The following is a 23,302-nucleotide window of genomic DNA, read 5'->3' on the forward strand; positions in this document are numbered from 1 at the left end:
CTGACGGCGTTGCCGACGGGAATATGTGGGAGTAAGCGTTCCCTCCCACATATTACTCCCACACATTAGCGCGGTTTCAGGCGGCCGGCAACGGCATTAGGTGGGCCTACGCGGTCGGCGTGCCCTATGGCAAATCTAGCCTTTTTTGGGATCATGCGGATTGTGGCGGCAGAGCGCTTGGTGGACAGGGCTGGATTCGAACCAGCGTAGGGGCAACCCCGGCAGATTTACAGTCTGCTGCCTTTAACCACTCGGCCACCTGTCCGTGGGAGCGTTTCCAGATAGGAAGGCGGACCCCTTGGCGAAAGGGGGCGGGCCTGTCAACGCCGCGCCGGGAGCGCTCCGGGGATCGCTTGCCTGCCTCCGCGCCGCCCCTTAAGCCCCGGCGCAAATCTTTTGGAGGTCTCGATGCGTCTCGCTCCCACCGCCTTGCTCGCCTTTGCCCTCGCCGCCACGCCGTCCCCAATTGCCGCGCAGCAGGTCGACCGGGTGACGATCAACCGGATCATCGACGAAGGCTTCAACCGCAGCGAGGTGATGGAGACGGCCGCCTACCTCACCGACCGGATCGGCGGCCGCCTCACCAATTCGCCGCAGATGCGCGCGGCCGAGCTCTGGACGCAGCAGCGGTTTCGGGACTGGGGCCTGTCGAATGTGCGGGCGGAGGGCTTTGAGTTCGGGCGCGGATGGTCGATCAATTCTCATCTGAGCCGGATGACCGCGCCGCGTCCCCTTGTGCTGCGCTCGATCCCGATCGCCTGGACGCCGTCGACCAACGGCCCGATCAGCGCGGGGATCGTCGTCGCGCCGATGACCGAGGTCGACGATTTCGCGCGCTGGCGCGGGCAATTGCGCGGCCGGATCGTGCTGATCAGCCGTCCGATGCCCGGCTCGGAGCCGACCGATCCCGCCTTCCGCCGACTGACCGACGAGGACCTCCGGCAGCGCAATACCTACCAGCAGCCGAACTATTCGCCGCTCGAGATCGAGCGCAATCTCGCACGGGCCGACTTCGCCGAGCGCCTCGACGCCTTCCTCGTTGAGGAGGGGGCGCTCGCATGGGTCCGCATATCCTACCGCGATGGCGGCCTCGTTCACGGCACGGGCTACTTATATCAGGCCGGCCGGACGCCGCGACTGCCGGGCGTCGAGATGGCGGCCGAGGACTATCGCCGCCTCGCCCGGCTGGCGCTGACCGACGCCTCGCCGACGCTCGAGATCTCCAGCGACGTCCGCTTCCACGACGAAGACACGAACGCCTACAACATCCTCGCCGACATTCCTGGCAGCGATCCGCGCGCAGGCTACGTGATGGCCGGCGCCCATCTCGATTCCTGGGTCGCGGCGGACGGCGCGGTCGACAATGCCGCAGGCTCGGCCGTGGTGATGGAGGCGGCGCGCATCCTGAGCCGGCTCGGCGTGCGCCCGCGCCGCACGATCCGCTTCGCGCTGTGGAGCGGCGAGGAGCAGGGCATCCTCGGCTCGCTCGCTTATGTCGAGCGGCATCTCGCCACCCGCCCGCCGGAAACGAACCCGGAGCGCCAGCGGCTGCGCCCGAACCAGACCTGGCGCTATCGCTGGCCGATCACGCCGCTGCCCGGCCATCGCGACCTCGTCGCTTATTTCAACCTGGACAACGGCGCGGGTCGGATACGCGGCATCCATGCCGAGGGCAATGTCGCGGCGGTGCCGATCTTCCAGGATTGGCTGGCCCCGTTCGCGTCAATGGGCGCGACCAATGTCGCGATCCGCTCCACCGGCGGCACCGACCACGTCTACATGCAGTCCGTCGGGATCCCGGGCTATCAGTTCATTCAGGATCCACTCGATTATGGCAGCCGGCTCCACCACACGAGCATCGACACCTACGATCATCTGAGAGCCGAGGACATGCGCCAGGCGGCGGTGATCATGGCGAGCTTCCTGTGGAATGCCGCGAACCGCGACGAACCGCTGCCGCGCATGCCGCTGCCGAACCAGCCGCGACCGAGCGACCCGTTCGAATATCCCGAGGACGATTGATGCGACGCAAGGCCCGGCAGGCGAGCAAGCCCGAGAACCGGCCCCGTTTCTGGGGACGCCACGCCGTCGCGGCGGCGCTCGCCAACCCGGAGCGCGATATCGTGCGCGTCTGGGCGACGCGCGAGGCGGCCGCCCAGTTCGAGATCGGCGGCGGCATTCCGGTCACCTACGCCGACGCCGCCGATCTCGGCCGGCTCGTGCCGCGCGAGGCGCCGCACCAGGGCATCGTCATCGAGGTCGAGCGGCTGGACGACATCCTGCTTGCCGATCTGCTCGACGCGGCCGAGGACGGCCGGCCCCTCCTCGTCCTCGATCAGGTCACCGACCCCCATAATGTCGGCGCCATCCTGCGCTCCGCCGCCGCCTTCGACGCGCTCGGCATCGTCACCCAGGACCGCCACGCGCCCCCGGAATCCGGGGCGCTCGCCAAGGCGGCGTCGGGGGCGCTGGAGACAATGCCGTGGGTCCGCGTCGTCAACCTCGCCCGCGCGCTCGACGAGATGGCCGAGGCCGGCTTCTGGCGGATCGGGCTGACCGGCGAGGCGGAGACGAATCTGGCCGAAGCGCTCGGTCCGCCGCGCGTCGCGCTCGTGCTCGGCGCCGAGGGCGAGGGGATGCGCCAGAATATCGAAGCGCATTGCGACGCGGTGGCAAGGCTGCCGATCAGCTGCCGGATCGAGAGCCTCAACGTTTCCAACGCCGCCGCCATTGCGCTCTACGCGGCAAAAGTCGAAACAGAGGGGAAGTAAGATGACGATCCGGTTCGCGCGCATCCTGTTCGTGCTGGCGGCGCCGATGCTGCTCGCCTCCTGCCTGCTCCCCGGCCGCTTCGCCGCGACGCTCGAGATCGGCGGCGACCGGAGCTTCACCTTCACCTATGTCGGCGAAGCGGTCGTGATCGACCCGAGCTCGGCGGTCCGGGTCAGCTCGGAAGGCAGCGGCGAAGCTGCGCTGAAGACGGACCAACCACAGGAAATGGCCGAAGCCGACCGTCAGCGGGTCATCGCCGCGCTGTCGCGGGAGGTCGGCTTCCACTCCGTCGAATATGTCGGAGAGAACAAGTTCAGGATCGACTACAGCATCAGCGGCCGGCTCGACCGCAGCTTCGCCTTTCCGGTCAACCTGGAGGGGCTGGCCCTGATCCCCTGGCTGGTCGTCGAAGTGCGCGGCGACGGCACGGCGCAGGTCTCGGCGCACGGCTTCGGCGATAGCGACGGCAACGGCAGCAGCCGCAATCCCAATGCCCCGGAACCGAACAGCCATCGCCAGGGGACCTTCACGCTGACAACCGACGCCGAGCTCGTGCAGCACAACAGCGAGCGCCGTGCCGCGCCCGGCGGCCGCAGCAGCCTGATATGGGAGGTGACGCCCGAGCCGCGGCCGGCGCCGTCGGCGCTGGTGCGCTTCGCCGGCTAATCCTCAGGGGCGATCTGCACCCTCAAGCCGTCCAGCTCGGCGGTGAACAGGATCTGGCAGGACAGGCGGCTCGCCTCGGTCTTGTGATCCGAAGTGTCGAGCAGATCGTCCTCGTCCCCCTTGGGCGCGCCGACCTTGCCGATCCACTCGGGATCGACATGGACGTGGCAGGTCGCGCAGGAGCAGCAGCCGCCGCAGAGCGCGAGCAGCTCGTCGAAGCCGTTGTCGCGGATATTCTCCATCACGCTCCAGCCCGCGCGGCCTTCGACGGTCCGCTCCGCGCCGTCGCGGGTGACGATGGTGAGGCTGGGCATCGGGAATCCTTGAACGCAAGAAAAGAGAGTGTCGGGCCGGTCTCCTATGCTAGGCGGCGCGGCGAGATCAAGGAGCGGGGATGGGACTGACGGCGGAGATGTTGAAGGCGTCGCTGGACGCTCTGGGCGAGATCGAGCCGGCGTTCGCCGCCGCCCGGGCGCGGATCGGCGACCCCGAGCCCCGCATCCGCGAACCCGGCTACGAAACGATGCTGCGCGCGATCGTCGGCCAGCAGGTCAGCACCAAGGCCGCCGCCGCCATCCTCGCCCGGGTGGAGGCAGCGGCAGGCGGCATCGACAGTCCGGCGAAGGTCGCGGCGACGAGCGACGAGGCGCTCCGCGCTGCCGGCCTGTCCGGGCAGAAGGTCGCCTATGTGAAGAGCCTCGCCGGGGAGGTGCTGTCCGGCCGGCTCGATTTCGCCAACCTGCCGGCCGACGATGAGGAGGCGATCGAGGCGATGGTGCGGGTGAAGGGCATCGGCCGCTGGAGCGCCGAGGTCTATCTGCTCTTCGCCGAGGGGCGGGGCGACGTCTGGCCGGCGGGCGATCTCGCCGTCCAGATCGAGGTCGGCCGCATCCTCGGCCTCGACGGCCGCCCGACCGAGAAGAAGGTGCGCGAGCTCGCCGAGCCCTGGCGCCCCCATCGCGGCGCCGCCGCGATCTTCGCCTGGCATCACCGCCACATCGTGCCGGTCTGACTCGTAAGAGCGAGATTAGGATGAGCGGATTTTCTTCGGGTGACCGCGTCCTGGCGTAGTGGGATGGCGGCCATTTCTGATTTCCGGGCACGGTGCACAGCGTCGGCGGAGACGGGCGGTCGCGGTCCGCTATGACTACGGAATGAGCAATATCCGACTCGCCAATCAGGTGAGGCCGTTCGACTGGGAGGTGGGCTTCCGGATCGACGCGATCTGGTCGGGCAACGGGCATGGTATGCGGCACGGATCATGGAGCTGGAAGGGGCAGGTCGGCGTGCGTTTCGAGAATGACGGCAGGGATCCCGGCTTCCGCCGGGATGACTCCTGATGGAGAATCCGCAAAACCCCTCTAACTTATTGAGCTGCGGCTCCTAATCGCGGTTGGCGAGCGCCTGTCCCACGGCGCGGACCAGCGCCGTCCCGATCCCGATCGCGTCGAGGCCGCCGGTGCACTGGGCATCGCGGCCGACGGTCGTGCAGCGGCTGGTGTCGATGGCGAGCGCGGCGCGCTGCTCGCCGCCCGCTCCCGCCGCCGCCGGCGCGCTGCCGGGGGCGACCGTCACCGGAACGCGATAGCGGTCTTCGTCGCGGCGGCCGCAGACGACGATCTCCGCATCCGGGCCGGCGGCGGGGCAGGCGGGCCGGATCGTGGCCAGAAGCTCGCGCCGCTGCGCCTCGATGAGGGCGGCGGGATCAGCGGGAGGCGCGCTCTGCGCGAGGGCTGAAGCCGGCAAGGCCAGCAATCCGAATGTGGTGAGTATCCACAAGGGGGCCCCGCTCGACTTTGTCATGGGCCTCGCTTATCCGCCCCTGCAAACGCCCCCGTTTGAACGCGAAGGATGACAGGAAAGATGGTCAAGGCAAGCCACGTTCTCGACCGGCTGCTGGTGCTCGAAATGGTGCGGGTGACCGAGGCGGCGGCGGTCGCGGCCTCCAAGCTGATCGGGCGCGGCGACGAGAAAGCGGCTGATCATGCCGCGGTCGAGGCGATGCGCGCCGCGCTCAACGAGCTTGAGATGGACGGCACCGTCGTGATCGGCGAGGGCGAGCGCGACGAGGCGCCGATGCTCTATATCGGCGAGAAGGTCGGGGCCGCGCAGGGCTCCGGCCCGCAGATCGACATCGCGCTCGATCCGCTCGAAGGCACCACGATTACCGCCAAGGCCGGCCCGAACGCGCTCGCCGTGCTCGCCATCGCCGAGCAGGGCTGCCTGTTGAACGCCCCCGACGTCTATATGGACAAGCTCGCCGTCGGCCCCGGCTATCCGGAAGGCGTGATCGATCTGGCAAAGAGCCCGTCCGAGAACATCCGCGCGATCGCCGCGGCCTCGGGTGTCGGGCCGGACGAGATCATCGCCTGCGTGCTCGATCGGCCGCGCCACGCGGCGCTGATCGCCGAATTGAGATCGCTGGGCTGCGGCATCAACCTCATCCCCGACGGCGACGTCGCGGGCGTGATCGCGGTCACCGATCCGGACACGACGATCGACGTCTATATGGGACAGGGCGGCGCCCCCGAGGGCGTGCTGGCGGCGGCGGCCTTGCGCTGCGTCGGCGGCCAGTTCCAGGGCCGGCTCGTCTTCCGCAACGACGCCGAGAAAGCGCGCGCCGCCAAATGGGGCGTCGAGGATCTCAGCCGCATCTATCATCTCGAGGAGCTGGCCAAGGGCGACGTCATCTTCGCCGCCACCGGCGTCACCGACGGCACTCTGCTCGAAGGCGTGAAGCGCCGGAAGAATTGCGTCACCACCGAAAGCGTCGTGATGCGCGCCTCGACTGGCACGGTACGCTGGGTCAAGGGCGAGCACCGCCGCCCGCCGGGCGAGGGCGCCTGAGGCGCTAGCGGACCGTCACGCCGATCGAGAGGCGGTTGCCGTCGGCCGTTGCGAAATCGAGCGCGGTCGGCTCACCTTCGCGCACGGTTAGCGAGGGCTGGGCGACCAAGGCCCAGCGCGGCTCGGCCGGGCGATAGAGGCTCGAGCGGACCAGAAAGGCCGGCGCGCCGCCCGCGCCCTCGGCGCGGTCGATCCGCACGCGCAGCGAATAATCGCCCGACACCGAGAGGGCGGCGGTGCGCCCGACCTCGAGCCGGATCGTCGGCGCGCCGACCAGGCGACCGTCCTCGTGCAGCGCATATTCGAGCGTGCGCGGCGCCTCGGCGGGCACATCGCCCGCCTGGGCCAGGGCAGCGCCCGGCAGCACAGCAGCGAGCGCAAGCGAGATAAGCCGCATCGGACATCTCCCTGCCGGATTTCCGGCGCGTCCCGGATGCGCCCCCCATCGTAAAGGGAAGGGAAAGAGACGTGGTTAGCGTCGCGACGGCGGATTAGGATTCACCTGGCCCCGCCGATCGCCTAGGCTGCGGCGATGCTTGCCAGCACCTCCTATGTTTGCGGCGTGTCTCGCTCGATCCTGGGGCAGCCTTGGCGCTGGCGCGGGGCAGCGGGGGACGCGGATTTCCAGCCGGACGGGCTGGTCGACCAATTGCTCCTCGCCCGGGGGGTGGCGCGCGAGGAGCTGGAGCACCATCGGACGCCGACCCTGCGCGGCTTCATGCCCGATCCGGCGATCTTCCGCGACATGGAGAAAGCGGCGGCGCGGCTCGCCGACGCGGTCTTGGGCCAGGAGCGCGTCACAATCTTCGGCGATTATGACGTGGACGGGGCGACCTCGGCGGCGTTGCTGATCCGGCTGCTGCGGGATCTTGGACTGGAGGCACAGGCCTATATTCCGGACCGATTGATGGAGGGCTATGGCCCCTCGGGCGAGGCTTTGGTCCGCATCGCCGAGGGTGGCGCCTCGCTCATCGTCACCGTCGATTGCGGCGCGCAGGCGTTCGAAGCGCGGGCACACGCGAAGGCGGCGGGCGTCGACGTGATCGTCTGCGACCACCACAAATGCGCGTCGTCGCTTCCGGTCGGCTTCGCGATCGTCAACCCGAACCGGCTCGACGAGGCGGAGGAGGCCGCGGCGCACGGCCATCTCGCGGCGGTCGGCGTCGCCTTCCTGCTCGGCGCCTCTCTGCTCCGCGTGCTGCGGGGGCGCGGCTTTTTCGCCGGCCGCGAGGAGCCGAAGCTCATCGAACTGCTCGACCTCGTCGCGCTGGGGACCGTGGCGGACGTGGCGCAGCTGAAGGGCCTCAACCGCGCCTTCGTGACGCAGGGGCTGAAAGTAATGGCGGGGCGGCGCAATGTCGGCCTCGCCGCCCTCGCCGACGCGGCGCGGCTAACTCGCGCGCCCGAATGCCGCGACCTCGGCTTTGCATTGGGGCCGCGGATCAACGCCGGCGGCCGAGTCGGCAAATCGGACCTCGGCGTGCGGCTGCTCACCTCCGAGGACCGCGCCGAAGCCGAGGCGATCGCCGCCGAGCTCGACCGGCTGAATGAAGAACGCCGCGCGATCGAGGCGGCGGTGACCGAGGCGGCCGAGGCGCTCTCGGTTGCGCAGGGCAACCGCGCGGTGGCGCTGGTCGCCGCGCCCGGCTGGCACCCGGGCGTGATCGGGATCGTCGCCGGACGGCTCAAGGAAAAGCTCAACAAGCCCGCGATCGTGGTCGCCTTGGGCGAGGACGGGCTCGGCAAGGGCTCGGGCCGCTCGATCTCGGGCGTCGATCTCGGCGCGGCGGTGCTGGCGGCGAAGGACAGCGGCCTGCTGATCGCCGGCGGCGGCCACCCGATGGCGGCGGGGCTGACGGTCGCGGGCGACAAGATCGAGGCGCTCGCTGCCTTCCTCGACGAGCGGCTCGCAGACGACGTGGCGCGGAGCCGCGACGATCGCGCGCTGATGCTCGACGCTTTGGTCGCGCCGGGCGGTGTCTGCCCAGACCTGTGCGACGCGCTCGACGCGGGCGGGCCCTATGGCGCGGGCTGGCCGGCTCCCCGGGTCGCGGCCGGGCCGTTCGGCATCGTCAAGGCGGACGTGGTCGGGAGCGGGCACCTCCGGCTGGTCGCGGCGGGCGCGGACGGGCGGCGGGTCAAGGCGATCGCCTTTCGCATGGCGGAGAGCGCACTGGGCGAGGCCCTGCTCGCGGCGCCGCCGCACCGCCGGCTCTGGCTCGCCGGACGGATCAAGCGCGACGAATATCAGGGCCGCATCTCGGCCGAGCTCCACCTCGACGACGCCGCCTGGGCCGATGCTTGACCGGTTGCGCCCTGCCCCCTAAGTCGCCTCCGCCGGGACGGCCCCATCGTCTAGTGGCCTAGGACGTCGCCCTTTCACGGCGAAAACACGGGTTCGAGTCCCGTTGGGGTCACCAGCCTTCGCTGCCTTGCAGCTTCGGCTGGCGAGCCATCCGCGTCAGCTCAGTTCATCGCGCCGATGATCGCGCCCATTGCGGTGAACTGGAGCGTGAAATAGCCGCCGTTGATCAGCCAGAGGCCGAGCGGGCGGCGCTCGAAGAGATAGTTGACGCCGAGGCTCGCCGCGACCCAGCAGAGGCCGACCGACAGGCCGTAAATCGCGCCATATTCGAGCGGAAGCGTACCGAGGAATAGCGCCAGCACATAAGCGGCGACGAGATTGAGCAGGAAAGCGCCGCCGAAGATCATCGCCATCGAGCCGCCCTTGAGCGTCTCTTCGCTCTGGCCGGTCAGCCGCATCCATGGCCTGGCGAACAGGATCGGCGAGTACCACAGTCCGCCGAGCAGAAAAGCCGAGAGCGCGGCCAGCAGGACGGCGAGATAATTGACTTCGGGCATGGGTCCCTCCCCTTTGTTGATCTCTATTCGGCTGGCACGCGCTCCTGCCGCGCCGCTGCCAGCAGCAGATCGAAATGCTCGCGCAGCACCGCGACGTTGCGGTCGAAGCAGGCCACGTCGCGATAGGTGCGCGCCTGCATGATCGCGCCCTCCATCACGGTCAAAGTGAACTCGGCGAGTCGGCGGCGGTCGAGATCGGCGGGGAGCCGATCTCCCGCCTCGTCTAGGCAGCGCTGGATCGCGTCGGTCCATTGCGCGAAGTTGATCGCGAGCAGCTCGCGGATCCTGAGGTCCGGCTCGTGCAGCTCGAGCGCGAGGCTGCCGATCGGGCAGCCATAGGTGCAGTCGGTGGTGACGAGCTGGGTGCGGTAGCCGTTGAGCAGGGCGAAGATCCGCTCGACCGGATCGTCGACGCCCGACCAGGCGGGCTTCAGCAGCCATTCCTCGATGCCGTCGCGATAGGCTTCGAGCACGGCGGCGAGCACGTCCTGCTTGCCCGGGAAGAAATGGTAGAGGCTGCCCGAATGGACCTGGGTGCGGCTCAAAATGTCCGAGATGGAGGTGGACTGGAATCCCTTCTCCCAGAACAACTCCATCGCGGTCATGACGATGCGCTGGCGGGTGTCGGCGTTCATGACTTGGTTGAATGGTCAATCAAGCCGGATGTCAAGTGGTTTGGCCGGAAGCGGCGGGACGCGAAACCGCGCCCGACCGTGTCAGTGCAGCATGATGGATATCGATTGGAACAGGGCCGAAGGCGAACTCGACAATCAGGGCTGCGCGGTGCTGCCTGGGCTGCTGGACGAAGCGCAGTGCGCCGAACTGCGCGACGCGTGGGACGAACGCGAGCGCTTTCGCAGCGAGGTGGTGATGGCGCGGCACGGCTATGGCCGGGGCGCCTATCGCTATTTCGCCTATCCGCTGCCGGAACCGGTCGCGGGACTGCGCGCGGCGCTCTATCCGCCGCTCGCGGGCATCGCCAATCGCTGGGCGGACATTCTTGGCACGCCGAGCTTCCCAACCGCGCATGAGGTGTTCCTCGCCCACTGCCATGACGCCGGCCAGACACGGCCCACGCCCTTGCTGCTGCGCTACGAGACGGGCGACTGGAATGCGCTCCACCAGGACCTTTATGGCGAGCATGTCTTCCCTTTGCAGGTCGCGATCCTCCTCTCCGCGCCGGGCGAGGATTTCACCGGCGGCGAGCTGGTGCTGGCCGAGCAACGGCCGCGCATGCAGTCGCGCGCCGAGGTGGCGCCGCTGGCCCAAGGCGACGCGGCCGTCTTCCCGGTGCGCGAACGCCCGGTGAAAGGCACGCGCGGTTGGCACAGGCGGGCGATGCGCCATGGCGTCAGCCGCGTCCGCTCGGGCCTTCGCCTCACGCTCGGCATCATCTTCCACGATGCGCGATAAGCCCGACCGGGCTTCCAATGTAGGAAATGTTCTGCTTCGATGCCGCGCGATGCAGCATCGCCGCTTCCCGCGCCGCATGTCGTTTTCGCCTCCGGCGCATCGCGAAAGTTCGGACTTTTTTCTCCCAGGGAAGCCGAAACTTTGAAACTTCCGTTCATCTTCGGCGCGTTTACGATGAACGAGCCGGCGGCATGATCGGGCGGGGCGGGCGATTCGCCACAAGGAGAGGACGATGACAGTGACATCGACGTCGCCGCGCTCCATGATCGCGGCACTTTGGCTGAGCGGCGGGCCGCCTAACGCGCCCGGCCGAATCCGAGCTTCGCCACCTGCGGCCCAAGGACCCCGCGCGAATTCCTCGCGCTTTGGGATGCGCGCGGCGGCAGACCCGGCTAAGAGCGGCGGCGACTCTTTCAGATGGGAGATATCGGGATGGCCCGTTCCGCCTTGCTTTTGACGCTCGTCCTGCTCGCTGGCTGCGCCCGCTCGGAGGATGCCAGTGTGGCGGGCGACCTCAACGACTTGCAGCCGGCGATCGAGCGGAGGCCGCAGCGCGAGGCCGAGAATGAGGAGATCGCGCTCGGCGCCTGGCGCGAGACGCTGCAGGAGGACGTTCCGGCGCTCGAGTTCGGGCCGGAAGGAACGCCGCCCCAGTTCAGCCTGCGCTGCGCGGGGGATCGCGGCCTGCTGCTGCAGCGGCACGGTACGGCGCCGATGGGCGATCTGCCTACGATGCAGGTCGCGGTCGGCCGCGAGGATAGGCGGCTCGCGGTGACCGCGAGCGGCGGCTCGGTGCCGATGCTGCGCGCCGCGGTCGGCCCCGACGACGCGCTCGTCACCGCCTTGCGCGGCGCGGCGACGCCGATCTCGATCCGGATCGGCGACGCACCGCCCTTGCTGCTCCCGCCGGGGCCGGAGATCGCCGCCTTCCTGACCCGCTGCTCGAGCGGCGCGGCGTCGGAAGCGGGGAGCAGCGCCGCCCCGGCCGAGGCGAACGGTGCCGGGCCCGCCACCAACGGCGCGGCGGCGCGGTGAACAATATCATCGTCGCGCGTTGATCGTGCTCAGGATGCGGACGGGTCGTCTCTTTCTTGCTCTCTCGACGCTGGCTCTGGCCGGCTTGGGCGCCTGCGTGCCGCGCGCCGAACCGCCGCCGCCGACGCCGCCTCCCCCCGCGCCCGCTCCGGCCCCGCCGTCGCCCCCTCCCGCGCCGCCGCCCGCCGACTGGAGCGTCGCTCCGCTGAGCCCGGGCGACTGGAGCTATTCCGAGAATGAGGCGAGCTACGGCAACGACTTTGCGTTGCGCTGCGAGGGCGGCCGGGTCGTAGTGGCGCGCCTGGGCGCCGCAAGCGGTCAGCAGCTGACGATCCGGACCAGCTATGGCGAGCGGACCGTGCCCGCCTCGAGCGGCGTTGCGACGCTTGCCGCCTCGGACCCGCTGTTCGATCAGATCGCGTTCAGCCGGGGCCGCTTCCTCGTCCAGGCGGATGGCCTGCCAGCCTTGATCCTTCCCGCCTGGCCGGAGCCGGCGCGGGTGATCGAAGAGTGCCGCGGATAAAGAAAAAGCCGGTCCTCGGGGACCGGCGCGAAGCATGGAATCCTAGCGTCAAAAAAAACGAGTTCAAGTCTTGATCGCCGATTCGCCGCGACTCATACAGGGGGCAAGTCCAACGCAGCGAAAGGAGGTGATCCGATGTCTCATGGTTCAGCAGAGAGGTCGGTGAGGTCCGTTCGGGAGATGGAAGCCTAAGCTTTCCAAGATCTTCCGGGCAGTCGGCTTCCGGCCGCTGACCATGTGAAAAGGCCGCCGGGAACCTTCCCGGCGGCCTTTCGCTTGTTCTGGCACAATGTGACCGGCAGGAGCGCAGCATGACCGACGACCGCAAAGGCCAGGGCGAAGGGCGCCATCCATTGCCGGGCAGCAACGAGGCCCGCAAGGACGAGATTCCCGAGCCGCTGGTCGATGCCAAGGGCATCGGCGACGACAGTGTCGAGGCGGTGCAGGCGACCGACCGGATGGTCGGCCCCGACGGCGAGACTTATGGCGGCGACCCGGGTCGCAGCTCGATCGAGAGGTCGACGACGGCTGAGCCGAGGGAACTGTTTATGGGCTCGCGTGTCTGTTACGGCTAAGGCACGAACTTTCGCATTGAGGAGGGTTTGCAATGGCCAGGAAAGCTTCGTCGAAGGCGTCATCGAGCAAGAGCAGCGGTGGCAACGCCAAGAGCGGAGGCGGCAGCGCCAAGAGCGGCGGGCGCAAGGCCGCCGACGCGATCCCCGACGCGCTCCGCGAAGCCGGGCGCAGGGCGGCCGAGCTCGCGCAGAACCCCGTCGCGCGCAGCCTGCTCGCCGCCGGCCTAGTTACCGCCGCGGCGGCGCTGGCCGCGAACAAATCGGTCCGCGACAGCGCAAAGAAGAGCGCCCGCACCGCCCAGGAGGCGGCGGAAGCCGCCGCCGACGCCGCCGCGGAGAGCGCCAACAAGATCGGCGCGGCGATGATCAACGCCGCCACCGACGCCGTCCGTCGGATGATGACAGGAGTGCAGTCAAGCTCCGCCAGGAGCGGCGCGGCGAAGCCCGCCGCCGCCAAGGCGCCGGCCCGCAAGAAGCCTGCGAAGAAAGCGGCGGCTAAGCCGAAAAAGGCGGCGGCCAAGCCCAAGGCGGCCGCTCCCAAGGCCAAGGCCGCTTCCGCGAAGCCAAAGGCGCCGGCCAAGCGAAAGGCCCCTGCCAGGCGGACCAGCCCCAAGCCCGCGCCTTCGGCGGGCTGACGCGAAAAAGGGGCGGGATGCCGAAGCGTCCCGCCCTCTCTCATTCAGCTAGCGTCGGCTTAGCGGCAGCGGCGGCGATTGCCCCGCTGGATTTCGCGGCCGATCAGCGCGCCTGCGGCGGCGCCGAGGATCGTGCCGGTAGTGCGGTCGCGGCCGCCGTCGATCTCGCGGCCGATCAGGGCGCCGGCGGCGCCGCCGACGATGAGGCCGGTCGTGCCGTTCGAGCGGCGGCAGCGAATGCGGCCCCGGCGGTCGCGCCAGGTCGGCCCGTTATAATAGCCGCTGCGATCGTAATAGCGGCGCTGCGCTTCCGCTTCCGCGGTCGGCAGGGCGAAGGTCACCGGAACGGCGAGAGCCGAGGCGGAAACGGCGAGAATCAGGTTACGCATGATCTGTGCCTCCTTGGGAATGCGGGCTATTGAACGCGCCCCCATGCCGCTTGTTGCATTAACCTAAAACAACATTTGGGTCAGGTCGCCGCAAGGCGGCTGGACGCACGGCCCACCGTGGCCTAGGGGCGGCCCGTCCGCTTTCCCGCGCCCTTGCCTCACAGGAAAACCCAGACTTGGCGAACGTTACCGTGATCGGCGGCCAATGGGGCGACGAGGGCAAGGGCAAAATCGTCGACTGGCTGGCGAGCCGCGCCGACCTCGTCGTCCGCTTCCAGGGCGGCCACAATGCCGGCCACACGCTCGTCGTCGGCGAGCAGACCTACAAGCTGTCTTTGCTCCCCTCCGGCATCGTCCGCGGCAGCCTTTCGGTGATCGGCAATGGCGTCGTGCTCGATCCCTGGGCGCTGAAGGCGGAGGTCGAGACCCTGCGCGCGCAGGGCGTCGCGATCGGCCCGGACACGCTGCAAATCGCCGACATCTGTCCGCTCATCCTCCCCTTCCACCGCGACCTCGATGCGCTGCGCGAGGACGCGTCCGGTGCGGGCAAGATCGGCACCACGCGGCGCGGCATCGGCCCGGCCTATGAAGACAAGGTCGGCCGCCGCGCGATCCGGGTCTGCGACCTCGCCCACCTGGGCTCGCTCGGACCGCAGCTCGATCGCATTTGCGCCCATCACGACGCCCTGCGCGCCGGCTTCGGCAAGCCCGGCATCGACCGCGCGCGGCTCGAACGCGATTTGGGCGAGATCGCCGATTTCGTGCTGCAATTCGCCCGGCCGGTGTGGAAGACGCTGAACGAGGCACGGCTCGCCGGACGGCGTATCCTCTTCGAGGGCGCGCAAGGCGTGCTGCTCGATGTCGACCACGGCACCTATCCCTTCGTCACCTCGTCCAACACGGTAGCGGGGACGGCCGCGAGCGGGACGGGGCTGGGTCCTTCCGCGGCCGGCTTCGTGCTCGGCATCGTCAAGGCTTATACGACCCGGGTCGGCTCCGGCCCCTTCCCCACCGAGCTCGACGACGCGGTCGGCCAGCGACTCGGCGAGCGCGGTCGCGAGTTCGGCACGGTGACGGGGCGGAAGCGCCGCTGCGGCTGGTTCGACGCCGCTCTGGTCCGTCAGTCGATGGCGGTCTCCGGCGTCACGGGAATCGCGCTCACCAAGCTCGACGTGCTCGACGGGCTCGAGGAGATCAGGATTTGCACCGGCTACACCCTGCGCGGGCAGCCGATCGACCACCTCCCCGCCCATGCCGCCGACCAAGATGCGGTCGAGCCGGTCTATGAGACGATGAAGGGCTGGAGCGAATCCACCGCTGGCGCGCGCAGCTGGCGCCAGCTCCCAGCCCAGGCGATCAAGTACATCCGCCGGGTGGAGGAACTGATCGCATGTCCGGTCGCTTTGGTCTCGACCAGCCCCGAGCGCGAGGACACGATCCTCGTGCGCGATCCGTTTGCGGGCTGAGCGATGGCCGCTATGTGGAGCTTAGAATGACGACCCGCCAAGCCACCAATTTGCTGTCCATGGGTGAAACGCCGATCATCGGCTGGGACGGGCGCTCGTTCGCCGACTGGGTGACGATGGTCGCGTTCGGCGCCTTTCAGTGGCCCTGGCTGGTGCGCAGCCTCCACGGCGGCCGGCTCGCCGACAAGCATGCGATGCTCGACCGGCTCGACCTGCCCTACGACGCTTTGCCCTATCTCGGCAGCTGGAAAGCGGACACCGGCCTCTTGACGCTCGTCGTCGACCACATTTTCGAGCACAGGCCCCGGCTCGTCGTCGAGTTCGGCGCGGGCGCCTCGACCTTCGTCCTCGCCCGGGCGCTGCAGAAAGCGGGCGGCGGGCGGCTGATCAGCTTCGACCAGCATGCCGATTTCGTCCACGCGACCCGGCAATGGCTCGCCGAGTTCGGCCTCAAGGCGGAGATGCACGCGGTCGCGCTGCGGCCGAGCCCGCACGGCTGGCCGGGCCTGTGGTACGATCACGGGCCGCTGCCCGACGGCATCGACCTGATGCTGATCGACGGGCCGCCCTGGTCGATCCATCCCTTCACCCGGGGCGGTGCCGAGGCCTTGTTCGACAAGGTCTCGCGCGGCGGCACGGTGATGCTCGACGACGGCGCGCGGCCGGGCGAGCGCTTCGTCGCCCGCAAGTGGCGGCGGATGCATCCCGAGTTCGATTTCACACTCGACCGCAGCGGCACCAAGGGCACGCTGATCGGGCGCAAGCGCTAGAGCGTCCGCCGCCCGACGAAGCCGGCGGGCGCGGCCTCCTCGCTCTCCTCGGCCTCGACCCGTTCGACCCGCGCGGCGGGCGGCCCTTCGTGGCAGCGGCGGACCAGCTCGGCGAGCGCCTCATCCGGGCCGTCGGCGAGAATCTCGACACTGCCGTCGCGTCGGTTGCGGACCCAGCCGGAGAGGCCGAGCGCGCGCGCCTGACCGACCGTCCAGCCGCGATACCAGACGCCCTGCACCCGGCCCGTGACGCGGATGCGGCGGCTCACGAGCAGCCTTCGATCAACTGCACCGCTTCCCAGAGCCCGACCCGGATGCCGTCGGCGCGGCCGGTTTCGGGATTGATCTCGACGATCAGGCCGTAGGGCTCGCTGCGGGCCTGATAGACGAGATAATGCCCGTCCGGCCCGGTATAGGGATGCGGCTCGACCCGCATCGCGGCGCCGTAGATGACGAGGATCTCGGTTTCGGCCATCCCCACGCGGGCGCCCGAAGCGGTGCGGTAGCGGGCGTCCTCGATCTGGATCCGCACCACTCGCCCGCCGCTGACCATCATCGCCAGCCCCGGCCATTGCGGCGCGCGCCAGTAGGAGCAGTCGATTTCCGGGTCGGGATAGGCCTCCCCCGTCGCGCCCATCGCGCGCAGCGCCGCGACCGGGGTGCCGATGCGCAAGGTCCCGATGCCGTGCTTGGTCAGCGGCGCGTCCCATGGCTCGGACAGGACCAGCAGCGCCGCGATCAGCAGGTGCATCCTCTCATCCTCCGCATTGGGCGCGATGGAGCAATTTGTGGTCGGCGAGGACGAGCGCGACCATCGCCTCGACCACCGGCGCCCCGCGCAGCGCGACGCAAGGGTCGTGCCGGCCGGTCACGCCGAGCGCTGGCACCGAGGAGGTCGGCTTGAAGGCGACGCGGAGCCGGATCGGCTCGCCGGTGGCGATGCCGCCGGTGATGCCGCCGGCGAAAGCGGAATCGGCATTGGCCTCGCCCCGAGCGCGCGCCGCGGCGAAGCCGGCCCCGATCTCGACGCCCTTGACCGCGTTGATCGACATGAGCGCGGCGGCCAGCTCGGCGTCGAGCCGGGCATAGACCGGCGCGCCCCAGCCTGCGGGCACGCCCTCCGCAACACATTCGACGACCGCGCCGAGCGAGGAGCCCGCCGCGCGCGCCGTTTCGATCAGGCCGGGCCAGTTCGCCTCCACCGGGTCGCCGCAAAGCTCGATGACACGGGCGGCGATCGCCACCTCGGGGATAACCAGCCGCGCGACCGCCCCCGCCGCGACCCGCGCCGCCGTTTCGCGCGCCGAAGCGCGGCCGCCGCCGCGGGGGTCGCGCAGGCCGTATTTCGCCTGATAGGCGGCATCGGCGTGGCCGGCGCGCGGCGGCGCGTCCGCCGGATAATCGCGCGGACGGGCGTCGACATTATCGATCGTCAGGCTGATCGGCGTCCCGGTCGTCCGGCCCTCGTAAACGCCGGAGAGAATCCGCACCCGGTCGGGCTCGGCGCGCGGGGAGGTGAGCTCGCTTGCCCCGGGACGGCGCAAATCGAGCCAATGCTGGATGTCCGCCTCCGAGAGCGCGAGGCCGGGCGGGCAGCCGTCCACCACCGCCCCGATCGCCGACCCATGGCTCTCGCCCCAGGTCGTGAAGCGGAAGATGCGGCCGAAGCTGTTGACGCTCAAATCCCCCTCTCCCCTTCAGCAAGAGGGGCCAAGGAGACGATGCTCACGTCGTCGCGATGTCCGGCGCGTCCTCGGCCTTCATGCCGATCACGTTGTAGCCGGCGTCGACATGGTGGACCTCGCCGGTGACGCCCGAGGCGAGATCGGAGAGTAAATAGAGCGCGGCGCCGCCGACATCCTCGATGGTGACGTTGCGGCGGAGCGGCGAATTATATTCGTTCCACTTCATGATGTAGCGGAAATCCCCGATCCCGCTCGCCGCCAACGTCTTGATCGGGCCGGCGGAGATGGCATTCACCCGGATCGCCTCCGGGCCCAGGTCCATCGCGAGATATTTGACGCTGGTCTCGAGCGCCGCCTTGGCCACACCCATCACGTTGTAGTGCGGGATGACCTTCTCGGCGCCATAGTAAGAGAGGGTGAGCAGCGCGCCGCCCTCCGGCATCATCGCCCGCGCCCGCCGCGCGACCGCGACAAAGCTGTAGGCCGAGACGTTCATGGTCAGCAGGAAATTTTCGAGGCTGGTGTCGACGAACAGGCCCCTCAGCTCGTTCTTGTCGGAGAAGCCGATCGCGTGGACGACGAAATCGAGCGTCGGCCAGCGCGCCTTCAGCGTCTCGAACGCGACGTCAAGCGCGGCCATGTCGGAGACATCGCAATCGATCAGGAAGTCAGAGCCCAATTGCTCGGCGAGCGGCCCGACCCGTTTCTTCAGCGCCTCGCCCTGATAGGCGAAGGCGAGCTCCGCCCCCGCCTCGCGCAGCTTTTGCGCGATCCCCCAGGCCAGCGAACGATCGTTGGCGAGGCCCATGATCAGCCCGCGCTTACCTTCCATCAAGCCGGTCATGGCTCCCCCTCGCTGTCTTCCCCCGTGGCCTTGGCCTCCGATTTCTTCTCGGCGACCTCGGCGGCTTCTTCGTGGACCGCCTGCTCGATATCCTCTTGGCTTGGGGTCGGCGTCTCCGCAAGCGCCGCATTGAGCTCGGCGCCGATCACCAGCCCGAGGCCGATGACGAAGAAGAAGATGAGCGCGATCATCACCCCGGCGAGGCTGCCATAGGTGAGGTCGTAGCCGCCGAGGCTGGAAAGGGCGACCGGGAGCAGGGCGGTGGTCAGCACCCACCAGCCGGCGACGAAGGCGGCGCCCGGCCATTTCGGACAGCCTTCGATCCGGTAGCGCTTCGGAGTCAGGATGTAGAAGAGCAAATAGAGCGAGAGGAACAGCATCAGCGCCGGCGCGGCTTGCATGAGGGTCAGCAGCGAGACCAGATCCTCCGCGCCGGGAATCAAGCCGACGATGAAGGTCTGCGCGCCGGAGAGCAGCACCGAGAGCGCGAAGGCGAGCATGGCGAGGATGACGGCGGCGATGATCATCCCCGCCGAGCCCAGCCGATATTCCCAGAAGGGCCGGCTGTAGCTGACCCCGTAGGCGCGGCGGATGATGTCGCGGATCGTCTCGATGAAGCTGCCCGTCGTCCACAGGCCGACGAGCGCGCCGAGCCAGAGCAGGCCGCCCGAACGCGCCTCGATCACGTCGTGGATCGGCGTGCGCAGGACGTCGGCGACGCGCGGCGGCATGGTCTGCAGCAGTGCGTTGACCGCATCGAGCCCCTCCTCGGTCTGGCCGAACAGGCGCGCGATCGCGGCGGCGACGATGACGAAGGGGAAGATCGAGAGCAAAGCGAGATAGGCGAGATTGCCGGCATGGATGAAGCCGTCCGAATAGACGCCGATCGCAACCCGCTTGACCACCTTCCAGGGGCGCGAGCCGACCCGCTCCTTGACCGCCTCGAAATGGGCCTTGGCGATGGCGCGCCGCTTGCGCCTGGCTTCCGGTGATTCAGGGGAGATGTCCCGCATGCGCAACTAGACGCCCAAGCTCGCCCGAGGGTTTCCTTTCCCTTTGCCGCCCCAGCCTTCGAGGAACTTCGCGAGCTCCGCATCGCCCTCGGGCACCTCGACCATCAGGGTGACGAGCTGATCGCCGCGTGCGCCGCTCTTGCCGGCGAAGCCCTTGCCCTTGAGGCGGAGCACCTTGCCCGAGCTCGAGCCCTTCGGCACCGAGACCACCACCGGGCCATCCACGGTGGGCACGCGCACCTTGGCGCCGAGCACGGCCTCGTCGAGCGAGACCGGCAGGTCGAGCCGGATATGATCGCCCTCGCGGCGGAAGAAGCGGTGCGGCTTGATGGCGATTGTGACGATCGCGTCGCCATTGCCGGCGGGCCCGGCCTGGCCCTGTCCGGCGAGGCGGATCTTCGCGCCGTCCTCGACCCCCTTGGGAAGCTTGACGTCGAGCGTCTTGCCGCCGCTCAAGGTGACGCGCTGGCCTTTCAGCGTCGCAGCGTCCTCGAACGGAACCTCGAGCCGGTAGGCGACATCGGCGCCCTTTTGCGGCGGCGCGCTCCGCCGGCCGAAGCCGCCGAACGGGCCGCCGCCGGCGCCGCCGCGCCGGCCGCCGATCCCGCCGAACAGGCCTTCGAACAGGTCGGAAATGTCGGCCGCCTCGCCGCCCCCGGTGAATTCGAACGGCTCTCCATTGGGGCCGCGAAACGGCCCGCCGCGCCCTGCTCCACCGCCAGGGCCACCACCGAAGCCGAACGGCATCTTGGGATTGCCGTCCTCGTCGATCTCGCCCCGGTCATATTGGGCGCGCTTGTCCTTGTCGGTCAGGATGTCATAGGCCTGAGTGACGCTCGAGAAGCGCTCGGTCGCCTTGGGATTGTCCTTGTTCTTGTCCGGGTGCAGCTCCTTGGCGAGCTTGCGATAGGCCTTCTTGATATCGGCCTCGCTCGCGCCGCGCGCCACGCCCAAAGTGGAGTAGAGATCGGCCATTCCCGCCTGTGCTTTCCCTGACTTTGCGCCTTCTGCCGCATAACGCGGCGCCGTGCCAGTGTCCCGCCTGTTCAAGCCAAGGGCTTTCTGGCATTTCCGGCGATATGGGCTCGGATGGGGACTTCGCCAATCGGCGGCCGCTCAAATCGCGGGGCACGGGCTGGGCGGGCGCCGCGACCCGCGCTTTGCTCGCGACGCGGATCACGGCCAACCAGGTGTCTGTCGCGGGTGTCCTGATTTCGCTGCTCGGCGCCTGGGCATTCGTCGAGGCGCCCGGATATCCCTGGCTCTATCTCGCCGGCGCGCTGGCCATCCAGCTGCGCCTGCTGTGCAACATGCTGGACGGCCTCGTCGCGGTCGAGGGCGGCCGCAAGTCCGCCTATGGCCCGCTCTACAACGAGGTGCCCGACCGGATCGAGGACAGCGTCTTCCTCATCGCCTTCGGTTTTGCCGCAGGCCTGCTCTGGCTGGGCCTCGCCGCCGCCTTGCTCGCGGCGGTCACCGCCTATGTCCGCGCGCTCGGCGGCACGTTCGGCTTTCCGCAGGATTTCCGGGGGCCGATGGCCAAGCCGCATCGCATGGCGACGCTGACCCTGGGCGCGATCGCCGCTTTGATCGAGGCGCTGTGGCAGGGCACGCATTGGGCCCTAGCGATCACGCTCTGGCTCATCATGGTCGGCTCGGCGCTCACCATCGTCCTTCGGGTGCTCGGCATCGCCCGCCGGCTCAAGGCGGCAGCATGATCCGCGCGGTGCTGATCGCCCTCGCCCGCTTCCTCGTCGGCGGTCAGGGGGTCTGGCTGGGCAGCGCTCCCTCGGAGCGGCAGCGCATCTATTTCGCCAATCACAGCAGCCATCTCGACACTTTGCTGCTCTGGGCCGCATTGCCGCCGCACCTGCGCGAAACCACCCACCCGGTCGCCGCCGCCGATTATTGGGGCAAGGGGGCGCTGCGCCGCCATATCGCGCTCAAGGTGCTGAACGCAGTGCTGATCGACCGTTCGGGGCCGCGCACGAAGGATCCTCTCGCGCCGTTGAGCGAGGTGCTGGCGCGCGGTGAATCCCTTATCATCTTCCCCGAGGGGACGCGCGCCTTCGAGCGGCTGCCGGGTCCGTTCAAGCCCGGCCTCCATCACCTCGCCGAACGACATCCGGAGGCGGAGCTGGTGCCCGTCTTCCTCGACAACCTTCGCCGCGCGCTCCCGAAGGGTAGCCTGATCCCGGTGCCGATCTCCTGCGTCGCGCGTTTCGGCGCGCCGATCGCGCTCGAGCCCGGCGAAACCAAGGCCGCGTTCCTCGCCCGCGCCCGCGACGCTGTCGTGGCGCTGGCGTGATCGAGAGCCTGACCCTCGAGCCGGTGATGATCCGGCTGTTCGGCGGCGTCGCCGGGCTGCTGGTCCTCGCATCCCTGATCGGCTTCGCGCTGTCGCGGACGGTGAAGACCGCAGGCGGGCGCGACACGGTCCGCAACCTCAATGCCCGGATCAAGGCGTGGTGGGGGATGGTCGCGATATTCGCGGTCGCCTTCGCTTTCGGCAAGGGCGTGACCCTCGTCCTGTTCGCCCTCACCTCATTCTATTGCCTGCGCGAGTTCATCTCGCTGACGCCCACCCGCCCCTCCGATCACCGCGCCATCGCGGCCGCCTTCTACGTCTTCATCCCGCTGCAATATTGGCTGATCTGGGTGGATTGGCTGTCGATGCTGACCATCGCCATTCCAGTCTACGCCTTCCTGCTGCTTCCAATTCTATCGGCGGTGCGCGGCGAGACCGAGGATTTCCTGCTGCGCACCGCGAAGATCCAGTGGGGCCTGATGCTCACGGTCTTCTGCATCAGCCACGCGCCGGCGCTGCTCATCCTCAACATCCCCGACTATCGCAACGTCTACCTGCTCTTCTTCCTGGTCACCGTCGTCCAGCTCTCCGACGTCTTCCAATATGTCTTCGGCAAGCTGTTGGGCCGCCACAAGGTCGCGCCGAAGTTCAGCCCGTCCAAGACCGTCGAGGGCTTTATCGGCGGCGGTCTGGCGGCGACGGCGGTCGGCGCCGGCCTCTATTGGATCACGCCGTTCAGCCCGCTCGCGGCGGCGGGCATGGCGCTCGTCATCGTGCTGGCCGGCTTCCTCGGCGGCCTGGTCCTCTCCGGCGTCAAACGCTCGCTTGGCGCCAAGGACTGGGGAACGATGATCGAGGGCCATGGCGGCGCGCTCGACCGGATGGATTCGGTGACCTTCGCCGCGCCGCTCTTCTTCCATCTGGTCAATTACTTCTACACCGTCTGATGGTGCTCGCGCTGGTCGCCATCTGGGCTTTCGCCGAAGCGGTGCTCTTCTTTCTCGTCGCCGACGTGCCGATCAGCGCCGTCGCGGTGCGCTACGGGTGGAAGAAGGGCGTCGCCGCCGCGCTCGCCGCCGCGCTGGCGGCGACGGCAGGTGGCGCCGCGGTCTGGCTGTGGGCCGCGGGCGATCCCGCGGGAGCGGAGGCCACCATGGCGGCGCTGCCGGCGATCAACGGCGCGCTTATCGCCGAAACCCGGGCCGCTTTCGCCGAGGGCGCCGTCACGGCGATGTTCCAGGGCTCGCTCTCCGGCGTTCCCTACAAGCTCTACGCCCTCGCCGCCGGCGAGGGCGGCATGGCGGCGGCGCCATTCCTGCTGGCGAGTCCCATCGTCCGCCTGCCGCGATTCCTGCTCGCGGCGCTCGGCGCGGCCGCGGTAAGCCATCTTCTTTCGCGCTGGCTCGGGATCCAGGCGCGGCTCGCGATCCTCGGCGGGCTCTGGCTCGCTTTCTACATCTGGTACTTCAGCGTCATGCCCGGCTGATCACTCGACTTGG

General features: G+C 69.0%; 30 protein-coding genes and 2 tRNA genes. 19 read left to right on the forward strand and 13 right to left on the reverse strand.

The window, feature by feature from the left end:
• Positions 1–178: 178 nt before the first annotated feature.
• A tRNA-Tyr gene (locus ACT4N8_RS04410) sits at positions 179–265 on the reverse strand.
• A gap of 143 nt (positions 266–408) precedes the next feature.
• Between ACT4N8_RS04410 and ACT4N8_RS04415 the strand changes: the two genes are divergently transcribed.
• Genes ACT4N8_RS04415 through ACT4N8_RS04425 form a run of 3 tightly spaced genes read left to right on the forward strand, consistent with a single transcriptional unit; the run spans position 409 to position 3,438 of the window.
• On the forward strand, positions 409–2,022 hold the full coding sequence (locus tag ACT4N8_RS04415; protein WP_444856921.1) for a M20/M25/M40 family metallo-hydrolase: 1,614 nt from the start codon (positions 409–411) through the stop codon (positions 2,020–2,022).
• Positions 2,022–2,771, forward strand: coding sequence for a 23S rRNA (guanosine(2251)-2'-O)-methyltransferase RlmB (gene rlmB / locus ACT4N8_RS04420; protein ID WP_444856922.1), 750 nt, complete (start codon positions 2,022–2,024; stop codon positions 2,769–2,771). Before ACT4N8_RS04415 ends, rlmB begins: the two co-directional genes overlap by 1 nt.
• A 1-nt stretch (position 2,772) precedes the next feature.
• Positions 2,773–3,438 (forward strand): hypothetical protein, encoded by a 666-nt coding sequence (locus ACT4N8_RS04425; RefSeq protein WP_444856923.1) that lies wholly within the window; start codon positions 2,773–2,775, stop codon positions 3,436–3,438.
• On the opposite strand, the gene ACT4N8_RS04430 is transcribed toward ACT4N8_RS04425, so the two are convergent.
• On the reverse strand, positions 3,435–3,752 hold the full coding sequence (locus tag ACT4N8_RS04430) for a 2Fe-2S iron-sulfur cluster-binding protein (protein WP_444856924.1): 318 nt from the start codon (positions 3,750–3,752) through the stop codon (positions 3,435–3,437). The two genes, ACT4N8_RS04425 and ACT4N8_RS04430, sit on opposite strands and share 4 nt — an antisense overlap.
• Before the next feature lie 80 nt (positions 3,753–3,832).
• On the opposite strand from ACT4N8_RS04430, the gene ACT4N8_RS04435 reads away from it, so the two are divergent.
• Together ACT4N8_RS04435 and ACT4N8_RS04440 are read left to right on the forward strand one after the other, a co-directional pair.
• A complete protein-coding gene (locus tag ACT4N8_RS04435; protein WP_444856925.1) occupies positions 3,833–4,450 on the forward strand; it encodes a DNA-3-methyladenine glycosylase family protein in 618 nt (205 codons plus the stop codon).
• Positions 4,451–4,592: 142 nt separating this feature from the next.
• Positions 4,593–4,778 carry a hypothetical protein gene (locus tag ACT4N8_RS04440; RefSeq protein ID WP_444856926.1) on the forward strand — a complete coding sequence of 62 codons (186 nt, stop codon included), beginning with the start codon at positions 4,593–4,595 and terminating at the stop codon, positions 4,776–4,778.
• Between the two features lie 43 nt (positions 4,779–4,821).
• Here the strand turns inward: ACT4N8_RS04440 and ACT4N8_RS04445 are convergent, their stop codons facing one another.
• Positions 4,822–5,184 carry a hypothetical protein gene (locus tag ACT4N8_RS04445; protein WP_444856927.1) on the reverse strand — a complete coding sequence of 121 codons (363 nt, stop codon included), beginning with the start codon at positions 5,182–5,184 and terminating at the stop codon, positions 4,822–4,824.
• Between the two features lie 117 nt (positions 5,185–5,301).
• Between ACT4N8_RS04445 and glpX the strand changes: the two genes are divergently transcribed.
• The gene (gene glpX, locus ACT4N8_RS04450; protein WP_444856928.1) at positions 5,302–6,285 is read left to right on the forward strand and encodes a class II fructose-bisphosphatase; all 984 of its coding nucleotides are present in this window, start codon (positions 5,302–5,304) and stop codon (positions 6,283–6,285) included.
• Between the two features lie 4 nt (positions 6,286–6,289).
• On the opposite strand, the gene ACT4N8_RS04455 is transcribed toward glpX, so the two are convergent.
• On the reverse strand, positions 6,290–6,682 hold the full coding sequence (locus ACT4N8_RS04455; protein WP_444856929.1) for a hypothetical protein: 393 nt from the start codon (positions 6,680–6,682) through the stop codon (positions 6,290–6,292).
• A gap of 135 nt (positions 6,683–6,817) precedes the next feature.
• Here ACT4N8_RS04455 and recJ point away from each other — a divergent pair, with 135 nt between their 5' ends.
• Both recJ and ACT4N8_RS04465 read left to right on the forward strand, forming a co-directional pair.
• On the forward strand, positions 6,818–8,590 hold the full coding sequence (gene recJ, locus ACT4N8_RS04460; protein ID WP_444856930.1) for a single-stranded-DNA-specific exonuclease RecJ: 1,773 nt from the start codon (positions 6,818–6,820) through the stop codon (positions 8,588–8,590).
• Between the two features lie 39 nt (positions 8,591–8,629).
• Positions 8,630–8,705, forward strand: a tRNA-Glu gene (locus tag ACT4N8_RS04465).
• A gap of 46 nt (positions 8,706–8,751) precedes the next feature.
• On the opposite strand, the gene ACT4N8_RS04470 is transcribed toward ACT4N8_RS04465, so the two are convergent.
• Together ACT4N8_RS04470 and ACT4N8_RS04475 are read right to left on the reverse strand one after the other, a co-directional pair.
• Positions 8,752–9,147 carry a DUF1761 domain-containing protein gene (locus ACT4N8_RS04470; RefSeq protein ID WP_444856931.1) on the reverse strand — a complete coding sequence of 132 codons (396 nt, stop codon included), beginning with the start codon at positions 9,145–9,147 and terminating at the stop codon, positions 8,752–8,754.
• Positions 9,148–9,170: 23 nt separating this feature from the next.
• A complete protein-coding gene (locus ACT4N8_RS04475) occupies positions 9,171–9,782 on the reverse strand; it encodes a TetR/AcrR family transcriptional regulator (protein ID WP_444856932.1) in 612 nt (203 codons plus the stop codon).
• A gap of 91 nt (positions 9,783–9,873) precedes the next feature.
• Between ACT4N8_RS04475 and ACT4N8_RS04480 the strand changes: the two genes are divergently transcribed.
• The 5 genes from ACT4N8_RS04480 to ACT4N8_RS04500 all read left to right on the forward strand — a co-directional run bounded on the left by ACT4N8_RS04480 (position 9,874) and on the right by ACT4N8_RS04500 (position 13,328).
• A complete protein-coding gene (locus ACT4N8_RS04480; RefSeq protein WP_444856933.1) occupies positions 9,874–10,560 on the forward strand; it encodes a 2OG-Fe(II) oxygenase in 687 nt (228 codons plus the stop codon).
• 432 nt (positions 10,561–10,992) lie between these two features.
• Positions 10,993–11,595: a hypothetical protein gene (locus ACT4N8_RS04485; protein ID WP_444856934.1), complete on the forward strand. Its 603-nt coding sequence runs from the start codon at positions 10,993–10,995 to the stop codon at positions 11,593–11,595.
• A 34-nt stretch (positions 11,596–11,629) separates the two neighbouring features.
• Entirely contained in the window at positions 11,630–12,118 is a 489-nt protein-coding gene (locus ACT4N8_RS04490) for a hypothetical protein (protein ID WP_444856935.1), read from the forward strand.
• 311 nt (positions 12,119–12,429) lie between these two features.
• On the forward strand, positions 12,430–12,693 hold the full coding sequence (locus tag ACT4N8_RS04495; RefSeq protein ID WP_444856936.1) for a hypothetical protein: 264 nt from the start codon (positions 12,430–12,432) through the stop codon (positions 12,691–12,693).
• Between the two features lie 32 nt (positions 12,694–12,725).
• Complete coding sequence (locus ACT4N8_RS04500) at positions 12,726–13,328, forward strand: hypothetical protein (protein ID WP_444856937.1); 603 nt, start codon at positions 12,726–12,728, stop codon at positions 13,326–13,328.
• A 59-nt stretch (positions 13,329–13,387) separates the two neighbouring features.
• On the opposite strand, the gene ACT4N8_RS04505 is transcribed toward ACT4N8_RS04500, so the two are convergent.
• Positions 13,388–13,717: a glycine zipper 2TM domain-containing protein gene (locus tag ACT4N8_RS04505; protein WP_444856938.1), complete on the reverse strand. Its 330-nt coding sequence runs from the start codon at positions 13,715–13,717 to the stop codon at positions 13,388–13,390.
• Between the two features lie 176 nt (positions 13,718–13,893).
• Here ACT4N8_RS04505 and ACT4N8_RS04510 point away from each other — a divergent pair, with 176 nt between their 5' ends.
• Together ACT4N8_RS04510 and ACT4N8_RS04515 are read left to right on the forward strand one after the other, a co-directional pair.
• Entirely contained in the window at positions 13,894–15,183 is a 1,290-nt protein-coding gene (locus ACT4N8_RS04510; protein ID WP_444856939.1) for an adenylosuccinate synthase, read from the forward strand.
• 26 nt (positions 15,184–15,209) lie between these two features.
• Positions 15,210–15,953 (forward strand): class I SAM-dependent methyltransferase, encoded by a 744-nt coding sequence (locus tag ACT4N8_RS04515; RefSeq protein ID WP_444856940.1) that lies wholly within the window; start codon positions 15,210–15,212, stop codon positions 15,951–15,953.
• On the opposite strand, the gene ACT4N8_RS04520 is transcribed toward ACT4N8_RS04515, so the two are convergent.
• The 6 genes from ACT4N8_RS04520 to ACT4N8_RS04545 are packed head-to-tail and all read right to left on the reverse strand — an operon-like array spanning position 15,950 to position 20,470.
• Positions 15,950–16,222 carry an acylphosphatase gene (locus tag ACT4N8_RS04520; RefSeq protein WP_444856941.1) on the reverse strand — a complete coding sequence of 91 codons (273 nt, stop codon included), beginning with the start codon at positions 16,220–16,222 and terminating at the stop codon, positions 15,950–15,952. The genes ACT4N8_RS04515 and ACT4N8_RS04520 overlap by 4 nt on opposite strands.
• A complete protein-coding gene (locus ACT4N8_RS04525) occupies positions 16,219–16,704 on the reverse strand; it encodes a hypothetical protein (RefSeq protein ID WP_444856942.1) in 486 nt (161 codons plus the stop codon). The genes ACT4N8_RS04520 and ACT4N8_RS04525 overlap by 4 nt, the downstream gene beginning before the upstream one ends.
• 4 nt (positions 16,705–16,708) lie before the next feature.
• The gene (locus ACT4N8_RS04530; RefSeq protein WP_444856943.1) at positions 16,709–17,635 is read right to left on the reverse strand and encodes a chorismate synthase; all 927 of its coding nucleotides are present in this window, start codon (positions 17,633–17,635) and stop codon (positions 16,709–16,711) included.
• Between the two features lie 43 nt (positions 17,636–17,678).
• Positions 17,679–18,482, reverse strand: a complete 804-nt coding sequence (gene fabI / locus ACT4N8_RS04535; RefSeq protein WP_444856944.1) for an enoyl-ACP reductase FabI — start codon at positions 18,480–18,482, stop codon at positions 17,679–17,681.
• Entirely contained in the window at positions 18,479–19,495 is a 1,017-nt protein-coding gene (locus ACT4N8_RS04540; RefSeq protein WP_444856945.1) for a YihY/virulence factor BrkB family protein, read from the reverse strand. The genes fabI and ACT4N8_RS04540 overlap by 4 nt, the downstream gene beginning before the upstream one ends.
• A 6-nt stretch (positions 19,496–19,501) precedes the next feature.
• Positions 19,502–20,470 (reverse strand): DnaJ C-terminal domain-containing protein, encoded by a 969-nt coding sequence (locus tag ACT4N8_RS04545; protein WP_444856946.1) that lies wholly within the window; start codon positions 20,468–20,470, stop codon positions 19,502–19,504.
• 104 nt (positions 20,471–20,574) lie between these two features.
• On the opposite strand from ACT4N8_RS04545, the gene ACT4N8_RS04550 reads away from it, so the two are divergent.
• Genes ACT4N8_RS04550 through ACT4N8_RS04565 form a run of 4 tightly spaced genes read left to right on the forward strand, consistent with a single transcriptional unit; the run spans position 20,575 to position 23,289 of the window.
• The gene (locus tag ACT4N8_RS04550) at positions 20,575–21,213 is read left to right on the forward strand and encodes a CDP-alcohol phosphatidyltransferase family protein (protein ID WP_444856947.1); all 639 of its coding nucleotides are present in this window, start codon (positions 20,575–20,577) and stop codon (positions 21,211–21,213) included.
• Entirely contained in the window at positions 21,210–21,803 is a 594-nt protein-coding gene (locus ACT4N8_RS04555) for a lysophospholipid acyltransferase family protein (RefSeq protein ID WP_444856948.1), read from the forward strand. Before ACT4N8_RS04550 ends, ACT4N8_RS04555 begins: the two co-directional genes overlap by 4 nt.
• A complete protein-coding gene (locus ACT4N8_RS04560) occupies positions 21,800–22,750 on the forward strand; it encodes a phosphatidate cytidylyltransferase (protein ID WP_444856949.1) in 951 nt (316 codons plus the stop codon). Before ACT4N8_RS04555 ends, ACT4N8_RS04560 begins: the two co-directional genes overlap by 4 nt.
• Positions 22,750–23,289: a hypothetical protein gene (locus ACT4N8_RS04565; protein WP_444856950.1), complete on the forward strand. Its 540-nt coding sequence runs from the start codon at positions 22,750–22,752 to the stop codon at positions 23,287–23,289. Before ACT4N8_RS04560 ends, ACT4N8_RS04565 begins: the two co-directional genes overlap by 1 nt.
• The last annotated feature ends 13 nt before the right edge of the window (positions 23,290–23,302 follow it).

This window comes from Sphingosinicella sp. (assembly GCF_052387495.1).
GTDB lineage: Bacteria > Pseudomonadota > Alphaproteobacteria > Sphingomonadales > Sphingomonadaceae > Allosphingosinicella.